The sequence below is a fragment of the Hymenobacter tenuis genome, assembly GCF_054780495.1.
This window is the reverse complement of sequence record NZ_BAAGWF010000004.1, coordinates 826,967-842,173: the sequence shown is the minus strand read 5'-3', so window position 1 is coordinate 842,173 and position 15,207 is coordinate 826,967. Positions and strand designations below refer to the sequence as shown.

Sequence of the window (15,207 nt, the reverse complement as noted above, 5' to 3'; positions counted from 1 at the left end):
GCTTAAATCATCTGAGTATCATTGAGCAGCTTGCTCATGGCTACATCTTCGTTGAGGTATTTAGAAGAGTAGTTTTCATCGGGACCGTTGAGGAAAAGGCAGGTTTTGCCTTCCACGGCTCCAATGATGGCATCTTTCTCAGCCATCGGCAACGCGGGGCAGCCAAGGCTACGGCCCAACCGGCCATACTGACGAATAAAATCCTCACTCACGTAGTCGGCGCCGTGCATCACGACCGCCCGCGACAACGCATTGGTGTTGTAGCCTTCATCTACGCCTTTGAGCTTAAGCGAGCGGCCGTGCTTGCCAGTGTACTCGCCTTGCGTCACATAGAACCCCAGGCTACTCATGTTCGACTCATTCTCATTAGAGAAGTTCGTGGCCATGTTTTCGCCGGAGTTATGACCGTGGGCCACCAGCGTGTGAAACTTCACTTGCTTAGCGGCCAGATCCAGCACCCACAGGCGCTTTTGCGTGGAGGGCAGGCTGAAATCTACTACCGTGAGCAGTTGCTTATCGCCGAGCTTGTTTTCGTTTTCTAGGTTGAGATAGCCGGTCATGGCTTTCTCAAACACTTCGTAGCGCAAGCCCTGCTGCTCTAGGCCTAGGTCGCGGTACAAGCCCTGCAGACGCTGGTCGAACAGCACAGCTTTCATCACGGCCGGTGACGGCAGGTTTAGTTCCGAACCTGTGGTAGCGGCCTTTGATTTGGTCACGGGGGCAGCCAGGGGGGTAGCCAAAAACAGGGAGGCTACAAACGGCAACACACGCCGGGCCATCCGACGGGCGCGGCGCTTGAGACGCTGGCGGCTAACTACACTCTGATTTTCCATCGACACAGGTTCTTTTCGTTTTCGAAAAAGCTTCCTGCCAAGCAGGAAACCTATTATATAAAGTCTATACGCGTTCGGCTTCAGTACAGATGCCTCGGCATAGCTTCATTGTTCAGGTTTTGAAACATAGCGCAAGGCTAATTGATTCATTCCGGCTCCATGAAAAATAAGTTACGCGTTCTGGAGCTCGAAAACAAATCTTGTACTCGCTCAAGAGTATTGCAATTTTCTTAGTTATCTTGAATCCCCATATTTTCTTGATAGCTGCCTTTTCCGGCAACTCGCCGCTCTTTTCTTCCCCAACCAATTCCCACTTTTCTTTTATGCACATTTGTACATCCTGGATGCGCAAGCTCATCCTGGCCGCCGCCCTGTTGGCGCTGGGAGGGCAATCCGCCAACGCCCAAAAAGTAGTTCTGCAAGGCTACTGGTGGGATTACTGGAACAGCAATTACCCTAATGGCTGGGCCAACTACATTGCTCAGCTGGCTCCTCGCCTGAAGGCCATGGGCATCGATGCAGTGTGGCTGCCGCCAAGCATCAAAAACGGCAACCAGGGCAATGGCTACTCGCCCTTCGATAACTACGACCTAGGCGACAAATACCAGAAAGGCTTTGTCGCTACCCGCCTCGGCACTAAAGATGAGCTGTTGCGGGCCGTGGCTGTGCTGCACGCCAACGGCATTGAGGTAGTGCAAGATATTGTGCTGAACCACAACGACGGCGCCGGCTCGCAAACCGGAGCCGGTGGCCAGGACCCCGCCGCCTGGGAAGATTACTCGACCAGCAAATACAAGAACTTCCGCTACGTAAGCTACTCCAAGCCCGCTACCACGGAAGATGCCGCCAACTACCTGGCCCGCAACGGCCGCTTTCCGAAGAACTGGCAGAACTTCAACCCCAACCCCGGCAACAACTCCACCTCCGGCGACTGGAACGCCGTGTACTTTGGGCCCGATGTGAGCTATTACAACGGCGCGTATGGCCAGAGCTCTAATGCCACCTTCAACCCTACCCAAACCGCCGACTATATGCGCACCAACGTGCGCAACTGGCTGATTTGGTACAAGAAGCAGGTGGGTTTTGATGGCGTGCGAATGGATGCCGTAAAGCACTTCCCGGATGCTGCCAGCGAAGATTTCCTCTATAACCTACAAAGTAACGCGGGCTGGGCTTCCGGAGGTGCTACCATGTATGCCGTGGGCGAATGGGTAGGCTCCGCGGGCCAGATGGACGGCTGGGTAAGCAACGTGCAAAACCGGGCCGGCACCTTCGACTTTTCATTGCGAAATGGCCTCTACAGCATCGTAAGCGGCGGCGGCAACTTCGACCTCGGCTCATTGCCTGGCTATCAGCAGGGGTCCAGAGTTTTTCTGATTAACGGACAGTATGTGCATCGCACCGTACCGTTTGTGAACAACCACGACACCTTCCGGCCTACTACCGATGCCAACGGCAACTACACCGGCTGGAATACCGGCTCGGAGCTAGCCCCTCATATTGACCCCTTCGATCCGCGCTTGTCAGCTACCTATGCGGCAGCTATGGCTATGGATGGCTCGCCCCAGATTTTCTTTGAAGACCTCTTCAACGTAGGCAACACCAGCAAACGGTTTTCGCACCAGCCCACTAGCACCACCGACCTGCCGCTGCGCGATGATATCAATAACCTGATTTGGTGCCACCAGAACCTGCGCTTTAAGGATGGAGCCTACAAAGTGCGGTATCAGGCCGCCGACCACCTAGTGATTGAGCGCGGCGCCAAGGCCATCATCGGCATCAACGACAACTTCTCGGTGTGGCAGAACAACACGGTTTCCTGTGATTTTGCCCCCGGCACGGTGCTGAAAGACTACTCGGGCGCCAACGGCACGGCCACCGTAACCGTCAGCAGCTCCCAGACGGTGAGCATCAATACGCCTCCCTGCAACGGCACCGCTACCAGCGGCCGTCGCGGCTACTCGGTGTGGGCACCTACCGGCATCGGGACCAACTACAACCGCGCCGCCATGGCCACCACCCAGGAATGGGAGCTGGCCGATGACCTCGGCGACTCGCACGCGTCATCGTTGAAGCAGGGCGGGCAACTACCGGCTTCCTCTACGGCGTATCGCACGGCGGGCCGGATTTACGTGGCCGCGGGCAAAGCCGTCACCTACACCCTCTTCCCTACGGATGCCACCCGCAGCCTGGCCGTGGAGCTGGTAAGCAGCACGGGCACCATCCTGACCAGCAAAACGGGCACCGGCAACCTCACGGGTACCTACACTCCCACCGCCGACGGCTGGATTACGCTGCGCGCCAAAAACGCCGTGAGCACCAACCCGGCGCAGCGAGCCTTCATCAAAGCCACCTACACGGCCCCAACCGTGATATCGACCACGGCCATGCGCGAAAACACCGTGCTGGCCACGATGCAGCCTGCTATGGCTGGGGCGGACCTAACGGTATACCCGAACCCAACCAACTCCGACCGCATTGATGTAGTGCTTCAGTCGCCGCAGGACCTCACGGCCACGATGCGCCTACTGGACCTGACGGGCCGCTTGGTGCACCAGCAGCCAGTGCGCCTGTACCCGGGCTCTACGGAGCGCCGCCTCACGGTGGGCCGCGCGCTGCCAGCCGGCATCTATCAGCTGCAGGTGCCGGAGTTGGGCCTCAGCCGGAAGGTAGTAGTGAAGTAACCGCTTAGCATTTGTTAATAAAAAAGCCCTGTCAGATATCTGACAGGGCTTTATACTGTTGTGAGGCCTAGTCGTGGCCTGGTGCTATGCCGGGCGCCGGGGCCGGACGCGTTACTTTAAACACGCCTCCTACGGAAAGTACCCGTTCAATTTCCTCAGCGGTAATGTCTTCCTTGTGAAAATGCACCGTAGCCACCTGGGTTTTACCATCGATAACGCAGGCTGCTACCCCTGGCAAACCGCTAAGCTGTTTCTGCACGGTGGCGGCCTGCACCGGATCTTGTAGGCCTGCTACTTGCAGCTGCAGCATCTGCACGGCGCGCGCATCGTTGCCGAAGCGAAGCTTATTCCAGCCAGCCCAGGCTACTAGCATGCCGAGCAGTAGCAAGGCTATTTGCCCCAATCGTTTCAGTTTCACTGCCTACAGACGAGTTAGCCTAACGCTTGAACTTCGAGACTTAGCTAGCGCGCCCACGTATCAGCAGTTATTGTACCGTGATGTTGCCGCGAATTTCGCCGCTGGTGTAGGCCTGCGTGTGCAGGTTTACATAGGTTTCGCCAGCTAGCAGCTTGGCACCATCAGCCACCGACAGAGTAGCCGTGCCGGTGATAGGCGAGGTGGCTACGCTGCTGAAGGGCACAATAACGCCTCCATTTACACCGGGCGCTGCCTGATGAATATGGCCCGCCAACGGAGTCAGGCCGGTGTAAGTAACGGTGTAGGTAAGTACGCGCGTGGTCTTGTCATAAGAGCCCGACATGGTACCGGTGGCGGTAGAAGGCGTAGGCGCTACCTGCTGCTGGCCATTAATGGTAGCCTTGAGCTGCACTACATTAGAAGCTGGCGCGGCCGTGGTGTCATCGTCTTTGCACGCCGAAAAAGCGGCGGAACCAAGCAAGGACAAAAAGAGAAGGGTAGATTTTGCGTTCATCAATGAAACGAAATGAAAAAACAATAATGGAAATGGCTATTTGCGGAATCCCTCTTTCGGCCGGATAGTGAAGTTGCGGTTCACGTTAAAGCCGAAGTAGATGTCGCCTTTAAAGAAATTGCCGCGGGTATTGGCCACGAAGAACTTTTCAATCATGCCCTGGGAGTTGGTTACGTGCAGCTGAAAGATGTGCCCGCCCGTTTCAATATCCACCCCTACTGCCAACGCATTGCGGACGCCGGTGGGTCTGGTGCTGGGCAGCATGTAGTAATATTCTGCGTTCAGGGAGGTGCGCTTGGTTAGCTTCTGGCGCCCGCCAATTCCTACTGCGTACACATCATTCGGCTCAGTGGTGGCTTCCACCGAGTTCCGGTGAATCAGCGTCGGCATGAGCTGCAGGGAAAGATCAGGGCTGAACTTACGGGCTATCAGGGCCTGGTAAGAGAGCGACAGGCGGCGCGTAAAATTCATGGCCGGGTCGTCGCTGCGGAGCGTATTCACGGCCGAGCTGGCAAATAGCGTTACGCTTACGGGCATGGCCTTCGGACCGGTGCTCTGGCGCAGGGCCCGGTATTTCACGAAGCCGTCGAGCGTTTTTTCCAGGGAGCTGCGGCCTATCCCGATTTCCAGCTGATCGGTTAGGGCGTATTCCAGCCCTAGGCGGATGCTAGCTTGATCAAGCCCGAAAAAGTTGTAGGCGCCGCTGTTAAGCGTACCAAAGCGGTGGGAAATCAGGAACACCATAGTGCCTTGCCCGGGCGTCTGGACGGTGTGCCCATTTATCAGACGGGTGCTTTTAAACGTAGCCTCTACCAGGGAAGGAGTTGTCGGAGGCGCCTGGTTGTCGAGCTCACCCAGCAAATCATCCTGAGCAAGGGTTGGCGTGGCCCAGAAGGCTAGTAGCACACCCAGCAACAAAGCCAATCGGCTCGAGAAGGGAGTAAATGTTGTTGACATAAAAAAGGGAAAGTCAGCTAAAGGCGGCACACCGGTACTCCGGTGCCGTTTGCTGGATACTAAGGCTTGTGAATGGTAAGCTGGCCAACCGGCTCGCAACTGAGCGTGACCTTGATGCCGACTACTTTAGCAATGTTTTCGCGCACCAACAGCGGAATCTCAATGCCATAATCGGCCGGCGCTACACTGAAATAGGCGTTTACCAGCAACACACCTTTCTGCTGCTCTAGGGCGCCCGTAACGGTCAGGTGCTTGGTTACGCCATGAATGGTAAGGTCGCCTTCCACGGAAACCCGCTGCGACTCGCCGCGGGCCAACGCGTCGGCATCGAAATTCAGCACCTTCCCCCGAAACGTGGATTTGGGAAAGCGCTCCGACTCCATGTAGTTCTCGTTGAAGTGCTCCTGCATGAGGGTGCGCTTAAACTGAAACGACTTGATGGGCACGCTGAACGCCAGCTGTTGGGTTTGCAAATCAATGATGGCCGCGGCTTGCTCAGTGCGGGCCTCAATATCCTCGATGATGCTGGTGGAAAAGAAGCTGACGTTTCCCTTCTGGGTGGTGTATTTGGCTTGAGCCAGCCCGATGGTAATATCACCGATCAGTAGCAGGAGCCCACACAAGGCAATGCGCGCACGAAAATTCAGGCTTCGCATTGTCCGTTAATTGTTAGGTGCACCGGCGTCTACCCATTTCTGCAGCAAGTCAATGTCGCAGTCTGAGAGCTTGTTGCCACCATCAGGCATGGGGTTGTAACCGGGCAGGTGCTTTACGTTGCCCATTAGCTGGCCCGAGCGAACGTACTTCTGGATAACCGAGAAATCCTCTAGGTTCACTCCACCCGTCAGCAGTACCGGGTTGTGGCAGCTGCGGCAGTTGCGGTCCAGCAACGGAGAAATAGATACGCTATAGGAAACTACTGCGGGAGTAGTGCACACAACCCGCGGCGAACCTATTTCATCGGCATTGTCATAGGCGCAACTACTAAGCAACAGGCTAAGTAACGCACCATAAAGAGTACAACGTTTTACCATGAGCAAATAGAACTAGGGTGGAACAGCATATGGACGCACCTACTTCCCTTGTACCCGAAGGACACGGCAAGCATAGCAGCCCCCTCGCTGAGTGGGTCTATGAATAATTCAATTGTGAGTGGTAAGCCGCACCAGAAAGATGTTGCTACATACAATACCAGACACGACGAACTATGTTTCAGATCGGGAAAAATATTTTTAGCTTGTTATCCGCTGACATACTGCCCTATGGGCACTTATTACCCTCGGCAACCGCAATACATGCCTGTTAGTGAAAAGGTTAGCCCTTTGCACTATTTACTACCTGGTTGGATATACAGGCAACGACAGCATATTCTTGGGATTCATTCTGGTACTAAATATTCCCATAATGAGCCTCAAAACTAACTGCAGTCCGGTGGCCGCCCTAATATTTCCCTGGCTATTAGGTGAACTATACAAATTGCCCGTTGAAGTATAATTTTACCTCGTTCAATGAGGCTAATTTTGCACTATTCTTATTTCTTTAATAAATTTAAATATAACTTGTTCACTCATACGTAATAGTAACCTAGTCAGCTGATTACGCCTATCATTTACAAGCGATTTTGGGCGTTTCTGATATTTTTTTCATTTTATAAAATAAATATTTTCACACCGCCCATTCAAATGGTACAACCAAGCGGGCGCTAGGCTCTGCTCATGCCCAAACCCGGAATGGCGCACTACAGCTTACTGCCATCCATGCGTCTGGAGCCGAGTAGCGGCAACCGCACCATCGAGCCATTTTGATTCCAGTCCGGGTCCGCTCAGGTACAGACAGGCGCCCTCCCCTACCGTCCGGATGATGGCTCGGTACTGATCGGGGGGTAGCGCCGGACAGCCCCGGCTGTACCCGAGCTGGCCGTTGCGCTGCAGGTACCCCTGGCTTACATAGTCGGCAGCATGCAGCACCACGTAGCGCCGCTGCGCATTATCATTCAGGCCGGGGTCGAGGCCACGCAGCCTGCGCGAAAGGCCATGGCTGCCTTGATACGTATCCTGCGTGCGGTAAAAGCCAAGGGAAGTGCACGCTGATTTCATAACGTTGGAAAAGCGCCGGGCGCGTAGCTTTCCCGAGCCGCGCCCGTGCGCCACATGGCTGTGCTGCAGTACCTGGCCCGCACGCAAATCCAGCACCCAGAAACGCTTATGGGTGGAGGGCAAATCCATATCCACCACGGCCAGAATACCCGGCTGGCTTACTTTGCCCGTCTTCCGCAAGTTCAGGTACCCCACGCAGGCCCGCTCCAGCACCTCCAGGCGTAAGCCAGCGGCAGCTTCTCCGAGGCGAGTGTGCAACGCCTGCACGGCTAGGTGCACAGAATCGGGCAACCCGGCCAGCGGCGACACCGGCGTCAGGCGCAAGGAGTCGGGCAGTTCTGCAGCGGGTGCGGCGTTAGTGGCAGCAGGCAACGCCACGGCGCTGTATTGCCCGGGCCGGCTGCCTGCCACGGTAGTTTCGCCGATGGAGGACTGACACGCGGTAAACACTCCCACTAGGCCAGGCAACACGGCCAACCGTGCTAGCCGTCGCAACGAACCAAGACAATAACTACTGGATGACAGGGGTAGCGGTATGGGCATAGCACACAACACGATTCGGCCCGAAAGTCCGCATTTCAGCTTCCCGATACAAGTGTTGGCTGATCTGTTGGCCGATAAAATCAACCTAGCAGCGGAAACAGCAGCGCTGCCTGCGCTGAAAAGATAGCCGGACTCACCCAGGGCCCGACTATCTACCCACCGTCACAGGCTGGCGCGTCATGGGAAACCGCCAGTCTTGCAGTAGTGAGTTTGCTCAGTACGTTGCGCATGCGTTACTCACTAGCTAACAGAATACTACCCCTGCTGGCAGGCCAAAGCCCACCCAGGATAAGAACACTAGCTACGCAGTGAGGTTAGCGCGCGGTTTGTACTGAGCATAATCTTATACGCAACCGGTTTGGCCCATTGCGGAGCCTAGTCAGGTTTGCCTGCTTTCCGCAGTTTTGTTCCGTACTTTTGTGCCTTTCAGCTAGCGGGCTGGTTATAGAAGCCAACGCTTACGTTTTCGCACTTCTTCGGCGCGCTCTGGCGTGCCTTTCTGCTTATGGCCAAAGTTGCAATCAACCTCTCCACCGGGAGTATTCAACAAGAAGAAATTATTGTCGGGATTGACTTGGGCACTACCAACTCCCTAGTAGCCTACATCCATCCAGACGGCCGCCAGCCCCTTGCTATCAATGACCAGGGCCGGGGCACCATTGTGCCTTCTGTGGTGTACTTTCCGCCCTCCGGCGACGCGCCGTTGGTAGGCAATGAGGCTAAGGAATATCTGCTTACTGATCCGCAAAACACGATTTACTCGGTGAAGCGCCTGCTGGGCAAATCGTATCAAGACCTAGGCCAGCACGCCGAAGCCTTGGGCTATAAGGTGATTGATGACAACTCCGAAGGGCTGGTAAAAATCCGGGTCGGCGACAAATTCTACTCGCCCATTGAGCTTTCGGCTGAAATCCTGAAGGAGCTGCGTGCCCGCGCCGAGCACGCCCTCAAGACGCCCGTAAACAAGGCTGTTATTACGGTGCCAGCGTACTTCAACGACTCCCAGCGCCAAGCCACCCGCGACGCCGGCCGGCTGGCCGGGCTGGAAGTGCTGCGCATTGTAAACGAACCCACGGCGGCGGCGCTGGCTTACGGCATTGGCCTTTCGCCGGAAGAGGAGAAAACCGTGGCCGTGTACGACCTGGGCGGCGGCACCTTCGATATTAGCATTCTGCACCTGCACCAGGGCATTTTTGAGGTCCTGAGCACCAACGGCGACACGTACCTGGGCGGCGATGACTTGGACCGCGCCATTTCCGATTACTGGACCAGTGAGTACCAGCTGGCGACAGTACTGTTCCATAATGGTTCGGCGCAGCAACAGTTGCGCCTGTTAGCCGAGCAAGCCAAGCGCCACCTCAGTAACAACGAAGCATTTGAGGCCGAATTCGGTGATACGCGCCTACCACTCACCAAAACCAAGTTCAATGAGCTGGTGCAGCCGCTGGTAGAGCGCACCATTGACTCCTGCCGCCTGGCGTTGGCTGATGCCAAGCTTACGCCGCAGGACCTCGATGCCGTGCTGCTGGTAGGTGGCTCCACCCGCGTACCGTTGGTGTACGATTCGGTGGCGGAGTTTTTCCAGCAGCCCGCCAACAGCTCGCTGAATCCTGATGAGGTGGTAGCGCTAGGGGCCGCCATTCAGGCCGACATTCTGGCTGGTAACCGCCGCGACGTGCTGCTGCTGGATGTTACGCCGCTCACGCTAGGCATCGAAACCTTGGGAGGACTGATGGACCCAATTATTCCGCGTAACTCCAAAATCCCGACCAAGGCGGGACGGCAGTACACTACCTCCGTTGATGGCCAGGTGAATCTCAAAATTTCGGTGTATCAGGGCGAGCGAGACCTAGTAAAAGAAAACCGCAAGCTGGCCGAGTTCGACCTGAAAGGTATTCCGGCCATGCCCGCCGGTTTGCCCAAAGTAGACGTGAACTTCATCCTGAACGCCGACGGAATTCTGAAAGTAGAAGCCATTGAACTGCGCTCCAATACGAGGCAAGCCGTGGAGATAAAGCCTCAGTATGGCCTTACCGATGAGCAGGTAGAGCAAATGCTGATGGACTCCATGACCCACGCCCGCGAGGATATTGCGGCCCGCATGGTGATTGAAGCCCGCACCGTGGCCGAGCAGATGCTGTATCAAGTGGAGCGTTTTGTGGCGAAAAACGGACAACACCTCACAGAAGAGGAAATCAGCCAAACGCAGGTCGGTGTAGCAACTCTGAAACAGGCACTCACTACCCAGGAAAAAGACCACATCCTGAAAGCCGTAGACGAGCTGGAAGAACTCACGCGGCCTTTCGCAGAACGTGTGATGAACATTTCCATCAGTCAGGCTATGGCTGGTAAGAAAATCGTGTAATTAGAAGCCTGTCTGGTAATGGAGCCAGGCTACTGTGTTGTCTTCTATGAAGCCCCGCTGCTGCCAGCGGGGCTTTTGCTTTCTTTGTAACCTAGCAACACCCAAAGGAACTACATAAAAAAAGCTGCCCTAAGTGCGTTTCTTCCTCTCACCCAACCACCTACTGCCTAGCTACCGGCAATAAAAGGTACAAGCTGCCTTCAGTTTGGTTTGAGAGTTCCATTTGAGGTAGTAAAGGGTATAAAAGAACTGTATGAATTCGTCGCTTGCCCGTCTCTGTCAACTTGCCCAGCAACCTAGCCGCCGCATCATTGGCCTGATGTCCGGGACCTCTCTTGATGGGCTAGATGTGGCGCTGTGCCGCCTACACGGCAGTGGTACAGGCACCCGGCTTGAGCTGGAGCAATTCATTACGGTACCTTATTCCGACGACGTACGCCGGCGCATTCGGGAGGTGTTTGCACGAGAGCAGGTAAGTCTAGAATATCTTACGCTGCTTCACGCGTGGCTAGGCCAGCTGCACGCTGATATGATACTGGAGTGCTTGCAGCAGTGGCAGATTCCAGCGGCAGAAGTGGATCTGATAGCTAGCCACGGCCAAACGGTATACCATGCGCCTCAGCACCAACATCAGCGGCCCGATTTCCCCCTGAATGCTACCCTACAGCTCGGCGACGGCGACCACATAGCCGTCCGGACCGGCGTTATCACGCTCAGCGACTTTCGGCAGAAGCATATTGCTGCCGGCGGAGAAGGCGCCCCGTTAGCTGCCTACGGCGACTACCTGCTGCTCAGCAGCCCCAATGAAGAGCGGCTGCTGCTGAACCTGGGCGGCATTGCCAACTTCACATACTTACCCCGTACTACCCAGGATTCCAGCACTGCCTTCAGCACCGATACCGGCCCTGGCAATACGCTGCTTGATGCCACAGTGCGCGCTCACTTCCCAGAGTTGGCCTACGATGAAGATGGCCGCTTAGCCGCTGCTGGCGCGGTACATGAAGGCTTGCTTGCTGCGCTACTAGAGCACTCGTTTTTCACGGCTCCATTGCCCAAAACTACAGGCCCGGAATTGTTCGGAGCGGCTTACCTGCGCCAGGCCCAGCAACAAACCGCTACTACCACACTAGGCATCGAAGATTTACTAGCTACCCTTACGGAGCTAAGTGCTCTGGGAGTGGCTCGGGCGGTTGCGCTGGCGTTCGGGCCTAGTCCGACCCTGGCTGTATATATGAGTGGTGGCGGCGCGCATAATCCCACGTTACACGCGGCGTTGCAACGCCATCTGCCCGGCTGCCGATTTGCTACCACAGCTGCCCTAGGCGTTCTGCCCGACGCCAAAGAGGCTATTCTGTTTGCATTGCTGGCCAACGAAGCCATAGCAGGCCAGCCCATTAGTATAGGAACTGGGCGGCAGCGAGTACCGGCCGTAACGATGGGCAAGATTTCTCTGCCCGGCTAGCTTCTACTTGCTTCCTACCAGCGGCACCAAGCTAAAGCCCTGCACTTGCCGGGCTGTGGAGTCGCGAAACGTTACGTCGAGCTGGAAATGTGGAGGCTTCTGAAGCGTATCAGCTTTAAAGGAGAATGCCACAAATGGCTCGGGCGTAGCAGTGCCGCGCAAGCGGTAGCCTAGCTTGTATAAGTCGATGAAGGCCCCGTAACGGCGAGCTTGCTCCCGCATGGGCTGGGCAGCCGCTTTAAATTGCTTAGGCGTGAGGGTTTGCTGCACATCAGGGGCTAGCCACGCGTAGGCGGCGTCCCACTCCCCTTGCACCACGGCCAGCAGAAAGCGCCGGGCCACCTGCACCTGTGAGGGTTGCACCTGTGCCGGGCGGGCCAGTTGCGGCAGCAATAACAACAAGGCGCTAAGCCCAAGTAAGCAACATGTTTTGCGCAGTAAACTCATCGGGAAACTGTGGGCAACTACCACGCCACAAGCTCAGGGCGCATACGGCTCAGGGCGCATACGCTTACTCCTTCTCCTGCGGTATCAGCACGAATACGTCTTCGCCGGGGCGCTTCATGATGTACTTTTCGCGGGCAAATTTCTCCAGCAATTCAGGGCTGCTAAGCAGCTCGGCGCGGTCTTTCTTCACTTTGTCAATTTCGCGCAGGTAATACTCCTTGTCGTTTTGCAGCTCCTGCCACTTGGCGTACATGTCGTACTGCTTCATCAGGTCGTTGGCATCGAACAAGAACATCCAAACCAGAAAGCTGAGGCCTGCCAGGAAATAGAAGCTGCGCAGAAAGCGCGGCACCCGCCCGAATAATTCACCGATGCGCATGGAGAGTTGTACTGAGGGTTTGCGAATGAACCTGACTTAGGTATCATCTCAACAAATATCAAACATTCAGGCCAAACCACCACCCAGGTGGTGGCTGCCAGAAGCCGGTAATACTAGACGTCTGTATGGCCTGAACCCAAAAACGGCACCGCCGCCCAAAGGCAACGGTGCCGTTTCAAAGTGTATTCATGTAAACCGGGAAATCCGGTTACATCCGTGAATTACATGTTGCGACCGGGGAAGTAGGCAATTTCGCCTAGCTCCTCTTCAATACGGAGCAACTGATTGTACTTCGACATCCGGTCGGAGCGCGAAGCCGAGCCCGTTTTGATCTGGCCGGTGTTCAAGGCCACTGCTAGGTCAGCAATGGTGTTGTCCTCCGTCTCGCCTGAGCGGTGCGACATGATGCTCTTGTAGCCATTGCGGCGGCCCAGATTGATGGCGTCGATGGTTTCGGAGAGCGTTCCAATCTGATTCACCTTGATCAGAATGGAGTTGGCAATCTTCTCATCAATACCGCGCTGCAGACGGTTTACGTTGGTCACAAACAGGTCGTCGCCTACCAGCTGGGTAGTAGAGCCGATGCTGTCGGTGAGGGCCTTCCAGCCGCTCCAGTCGTCTTCGTCCATGCCATCTTCAATGCTGATGATAGGGTACTTCTTGGTCCAGTCGGTCCAGTACGACACCATTTCCGAAGATGTTAGCTTGTCGCCGGTGCTCTTTTTGAAGTGGTAGTGACCATCGGAATAGAATTCCGAAGCGGCCGCATCCATGGCAATCATCACGTCGTCGCCGGGCTTGTAGCCAGCCGTTTCAATGGCTTGCAGTACAATCTTAATAGCGTCTTCGTTGGATTTGATGTTTGGTGCGAAACCGCCTTCATCGCCAACGTTGGTGCTGAAACCCTGCTTCTTGAGCACATTTTTCAGGTGATGGAAGATTTCAGTACCCCAGCGTAGCGCCTCCGAAAAGGAAGAAGCACCCACCGGCATAATCATGAACTCCTGGAAGTCGATGCTGTTATCCGCGTGCGAGCCGCCGTTCAGGATGTTCATCATCGGCACAGGCAGCGTGGTAGCATTTACGCCACCTACGTAGCGGTACAGCGGCATACCTACCTCGGCGGCAGCGGCGCGGGCAATAGCCAGCGAAGCCCCCAGAATGGCATTAGCACCCAGGTTGGCTTTGTTCGGGGTGCCGTCCAGCTCCAGCATGATTTTGTCGAGCAGGCCTTGCTCAAACACCGAGAAGCCAATCAGCTCTTCGGCAATCTTGCTGTTCACGTTTTCCACCGCTTTCAGCACGCCTTTGCCCATGTACTTCGAGTTGTCTTCGTCGCGTAGCTCCACAGCTTCGTGTTTGCCGGTGCTAGCGCCAGAAGGCACGGCGGCACGGCCTACAGTTCCGCTTTCGGTGGTCACGTCCACCTCAATGGTTGGATTGCCGCGCGAATCAAAAATCTGGCGAGCGTGAATTTCGGTGATAATGCTCATAAGAAATGGGTTGAATGAAATGAAGATCTGTGTCAGACAATGCCCTAGTAGGTATTGCGCCGCAAGGTAAAAATTAGCCCCGACGTTTCAGCCCCCATAATTTGGGCCGCTGCAAAAGACTAGGCTGTATCTCGCATTCAACCCTCTGCCCCACCAGCTATACTTACTAACAGCGGAGCTATGCAGGGATCTTCAGATGATGCTAGCTTCTACTACGACATTTACCAGGGCGGCATCACTGATGCGCTACTTACAGGTCAAAAAGCGCAGACACAAAAAAGGGATGCACTTTGCAGTGCATCCCTTTTTACAATTTACTGGCTCAGATTACGAAGCAGATTCCTCGTCGGCAGCTTTAGCTTCGTCGCGGCTTTCGCCTTCTTTCACCGTAGTAGTTGCGGTGTCCTCAGGAGCAGCCGTTTCTACAACAGCAGCAGGAGCTACAGCAGCACCAACCGGAGCATCAGCCTTCTTCTTGCCGCGCGAACGACGCGTAGTGGTAGCCTTTGCCTCGCTAGCGTTCTTAGCTTCGAGCAGAGTTTCGTTGAAGTCAACCAGCTCGATAACACACATCTCTGCGTTGTCACCCAAACGCACATCGCTCAGCTTGATGATGCGGGTGTAACCACCTGGACGGGTAGCAATTTTAGCCGACACCGCGCCGAACAGCTCTTTCAGAGCATCTTTGCTTTCCAGTACCGAGAAAACAAGGCGACGCGAGTGCGTCGTGTCGTTCTTCGACTTGGTCAGCAGGGGCTCTACAAACTTGCGTAGAGCTTTGGCTTTAGCAACCGTGGTAGTGATCCGCTTGTGCAAGATCAACGACGACGCCATGTTCGAAAGCATGGCATTGCGGTGCGAGGCCGTGCGGCCGAGGTGGTTGATGGTCTTACCGTGACGCATAAAATGAAAAAAGTGTGGGCTTGCGAACAACGACCACGGCGGAAAGCAAACGCGAGGTTGCTTTCACATTAGAACCGTCGTCCCTTAGGGCTCACTGGTTTATAAAAGTGTGA

Annotated in this window: 14 protein-coding genes; 3 read left to right on the top strand and 11 right to left on the bottom strand. The window is 55.5% G+C overall.

The annotated features are described in order from the left end of the window. Positions 1-2: 2 nt before the first annotated feature. Positions 3-833: a murein L,D-transpeptidase catalytic domain family protein gene (locus ACYVGU_RS17225; protein WP_460623050.1), complete on the bottom strand. Its 831-nt coding sequence runs from the start codon at positions 831-833 to the stop codon at positions 3-5. A 323-nt stretch (positions 834-1,156) separates the two neighbouring features. Between ACYVGU_RS17225 and ACYVGU_RS17220 the strand changes: the two genes are divergently transcribed. Continuing rightward, on the top strand, positions 1,157-3,517 hold the full coding sequence (locus ACYVGU_RS17220) for an alpha-amylase family glycosyl hydrolase (RefSeq protein WP_460623049.1): 2,361 nt from the start codon (positions 1,157-1,159) through the stop codon (positions 3,515-3,517). A gap of 67 nt (positions 3,518-3,584) precedes the next feature. Here ACYVGU_RS17220 and ACYVGU_RS17215 read toward each other — a convergent pair whose 3' ends face one another. The 6 genes from ACYVGU_RS17215 to ACYVGU_RS17190 all read right to left on the bottom strand — a co-directional run bounded on the left by ACYVGU_RS17215 (position 3,585) and on the right by ACYVGU_RS17190 (position 7,958). Then, positions 3,585-3,935, bottom strand: coding sequence for a heavy-metal-associated domain-containing protein (locus tag ACYVGU_RS17215; RefSeq protein ID WP_460623048.1), 351 nt, complete (start codon positions 3,933-3,935; stop codon positions 3,585-3,587). Between the two features lie 67 nt (positions 3,936-4,002). Continuing rightward, positions 4,003-4,422: a CHRD domain-containing protein gene (locus ACYVGU_RS17210; RefSeq protein WP_460623047.1), complete on the bottom strand. Its 420-nt coding sequence runs from the start codon at positions 4,420-4,422 to the stop codon at positions 4,003-4,005. 63 nt (positions 4,423-4,485) lie between these two features. Further along, the gene (locus ACYVGU_RS17205) at positions 4,486-5,406 is read right to left on the bottom strand and encodes a DUF5777 family beta-barrel protein (protein WP_460623046.1); all 921 of its coding nucleotides are present in this window, start codon (positions 5,404-5,406) and stop codon (positions 4,486-4,488) included. A 59-nt stretch (positions 5,407-5,465) separates the two neighbouring features. Continuing rightward, complete coding sequence (locus tag ACYVGU_RS17200) at positions 5,466-6,062, bottom strand: YceI family protein (protein ID WP_460613852.1); 597 nt, start codon at positions 6,060-6,062, stop codon at positions 5,466-5,468. 6 nt (positions 6,063-6,068) lie between these two features. After that, positions 6,069-6,440, bottom strand: coding sequence for a hypothetical protein (locus ACYVGU_RS17195; protein WP_460623045.1), 372 nt, complete (start codon positions 6,438-6,440; stop codon positions 6,069-6,071). Between the two features lie 711 nt (positions 6,441-7,151). After that, entirely contained in the window at positions 7,152-7,958 is an 807-nt protein-coding gene (locus ACYVGU_RS17190) for a murein L,D-transpeptidase catalytic domain family protein (RefSeq protein ID WP_460623044.1), read from the bottom strand. Positions 7,959-8,550: 592 nt separating this feature from the next. Between ACYVGU_RS17190 and hscA the strand changes: the two genes are divergently transcribed. Continuing rightward, the gene (gene hscA / locus ACYVGU_RS17185) at positions 8,551-10,410 is read left to right on the top strand and encodes a Fe-S protein assembly chaperone HscA (protein WP_460623043.1); all 1,860 of its coding nucleotides are present in this window, start codon (positions 8,551-8,553) and stop codon (positions 10,408-10,410) included. 253 nt (positions 10,411-10,663) lie between these two features. Further along, positions 10,664-11,872, top strand: coding sequence for an anhydro-N-acetylmuramic acid kinase (locus ACYVGU_RS17180; RefSeq protein ID WP_460623042.1), 1,209 nt, complete (start codon positions 10,664-10,666; stop codon positions 11,870-11,872). 3 nt (positions 11,873-11,875) lie between these two features. Here ACYVGU_RS17180 and ACYVGU_RS17175 read toward each other — a convergent pair whose 3' ends face one another. From ACYVGU_RS17175 to rplQ, 4 genes are all read right to left on the bottom strand, one after another. Continuing rightward, positions 11,876-12,274: a hypothetical protein gene (locus tag ACYVGU_RS17175; RefSeq protein ID WP_460623041.1), complete on the bottom strand. Its 399-nt coding sequence runs from the start codon at positions 12,272-12,274 to the stop codon at positions 11,876-11,878. A 109-nt stretch (positions 12,275-12,383) separates the two neighbouring features. Further along, the gene (locus ACYVGU_RS17170) at positions 12,384-12,698 is read right to left on the bottom strand and encodes an FtsB family cell division protein (RefSeq protein WP_460613846.1); all 315 of its coding nucleotides are present in this window, start codon (positions 12,696-12,698) and stop codon (positions 12,384-12,386) included. 221 nt (positions 12,699-12,919) lie between these two features. Further along, complete coding sequence (gene eno, locus ACYVGU_RS17165; RefSeq protein ID WP_460623040.1) at positions 12,920-14,191, bottom strand: phosphopyruvate hydratase; 1,272 nt, start codon at positions 14,189-14,191, stop codon at positions 12,920-12,922. A 327-nt stretch (positions 14,192-14,518) separates the two neighbouring features. Then, positions 14,519-15,094 (bottom strand): bL17 family ribosomal protein, encoded by a 576-nt coding sequence (rplQ, locus tag ACYVGU_RS17160; protein ID WP_460623039.1) that lies wholly within the window; start codon positions 15,092-15,094, stop codon positions 14,519-14,521. Positions 15,095-15,207 lie beyond the last annotated feature (113 nt).

Excerpts from the sequence above, each read along its gene's own strand:
- ACYVGU_RS17225 (WP_460623050.1), bottom strand. The coding sequence starts at position 833 with ATGGAAAATCAGAGTGTAGTTAGCCGCCAGCGTCTCAAGCGCCGCGCC.
- ACYVGU_RS17220 (WP_460623049.1), top strand. The coding sequence starts at position 1,157 with ATGCACATTTGTACATCCTGGATGCGCAAGCTCATCCTGGCCGCCGCC.
- ACYVGU_RS17205 (WP_460623046.1), bottom strand. The coding sequence starts at position 5,406 with ATGTCAACAACATTTACTCCCTTCTCGAGCCGATTGGCTTTGTTGCTG.
- ACYVGU_RS17200 (WP_460613852.1), bottom strand. The coding sequence starts at position 6,062 with ATGCGAAGCCTGAATTTTCGTGCGCGCATTGCCTTGTGTGGGCTCCTG.
- ACYVGU_RS17195 (WP_460623045.1), bottom strand. The coding sequence starts at position 6,440 with ATGGTAAAACGTTGTACTCTTTATGGTGCGTTACTTAGCCTGTTGCTT.
- hscA (WP_460623043.1), top strand. The coding sequence starts at position 8,551 with ATGGCCAAAGTTGCAATCAACCTCTCCACCGGGAGTATTCAACAAGAA.
- ACYVGU_RS17180 (WP_460623042.1), top strand. The coding sequence starts at position 10,664 with ATGAATTCGTCGCTTGCCCGTCTCTGTCAACTTGCCCAGCAACCTAGC.
- ACYVGU_RS17170 (WP_460613846.1), bottom strand. The coding sequence starts at position 12,698 with ATGCGCATCGGTGAATTATTCGGGCGGGTGCCGCGCTTTCTGCGCAGC.
- eno (WP_460623040.1), bottom strand. The coding sequence starts at position 14,191 with ATGAGCATTATCACCGAAATTCACGCTCGCCAGATTTTTGATTCGCGC.
- rplQ (WP_460623039.1), bottom strand. The coding sequence starts at position 15,094 with ATGCGTCACGGTAAGACCATCAACCACCTCGGCCGCACGGCCTCGCAC.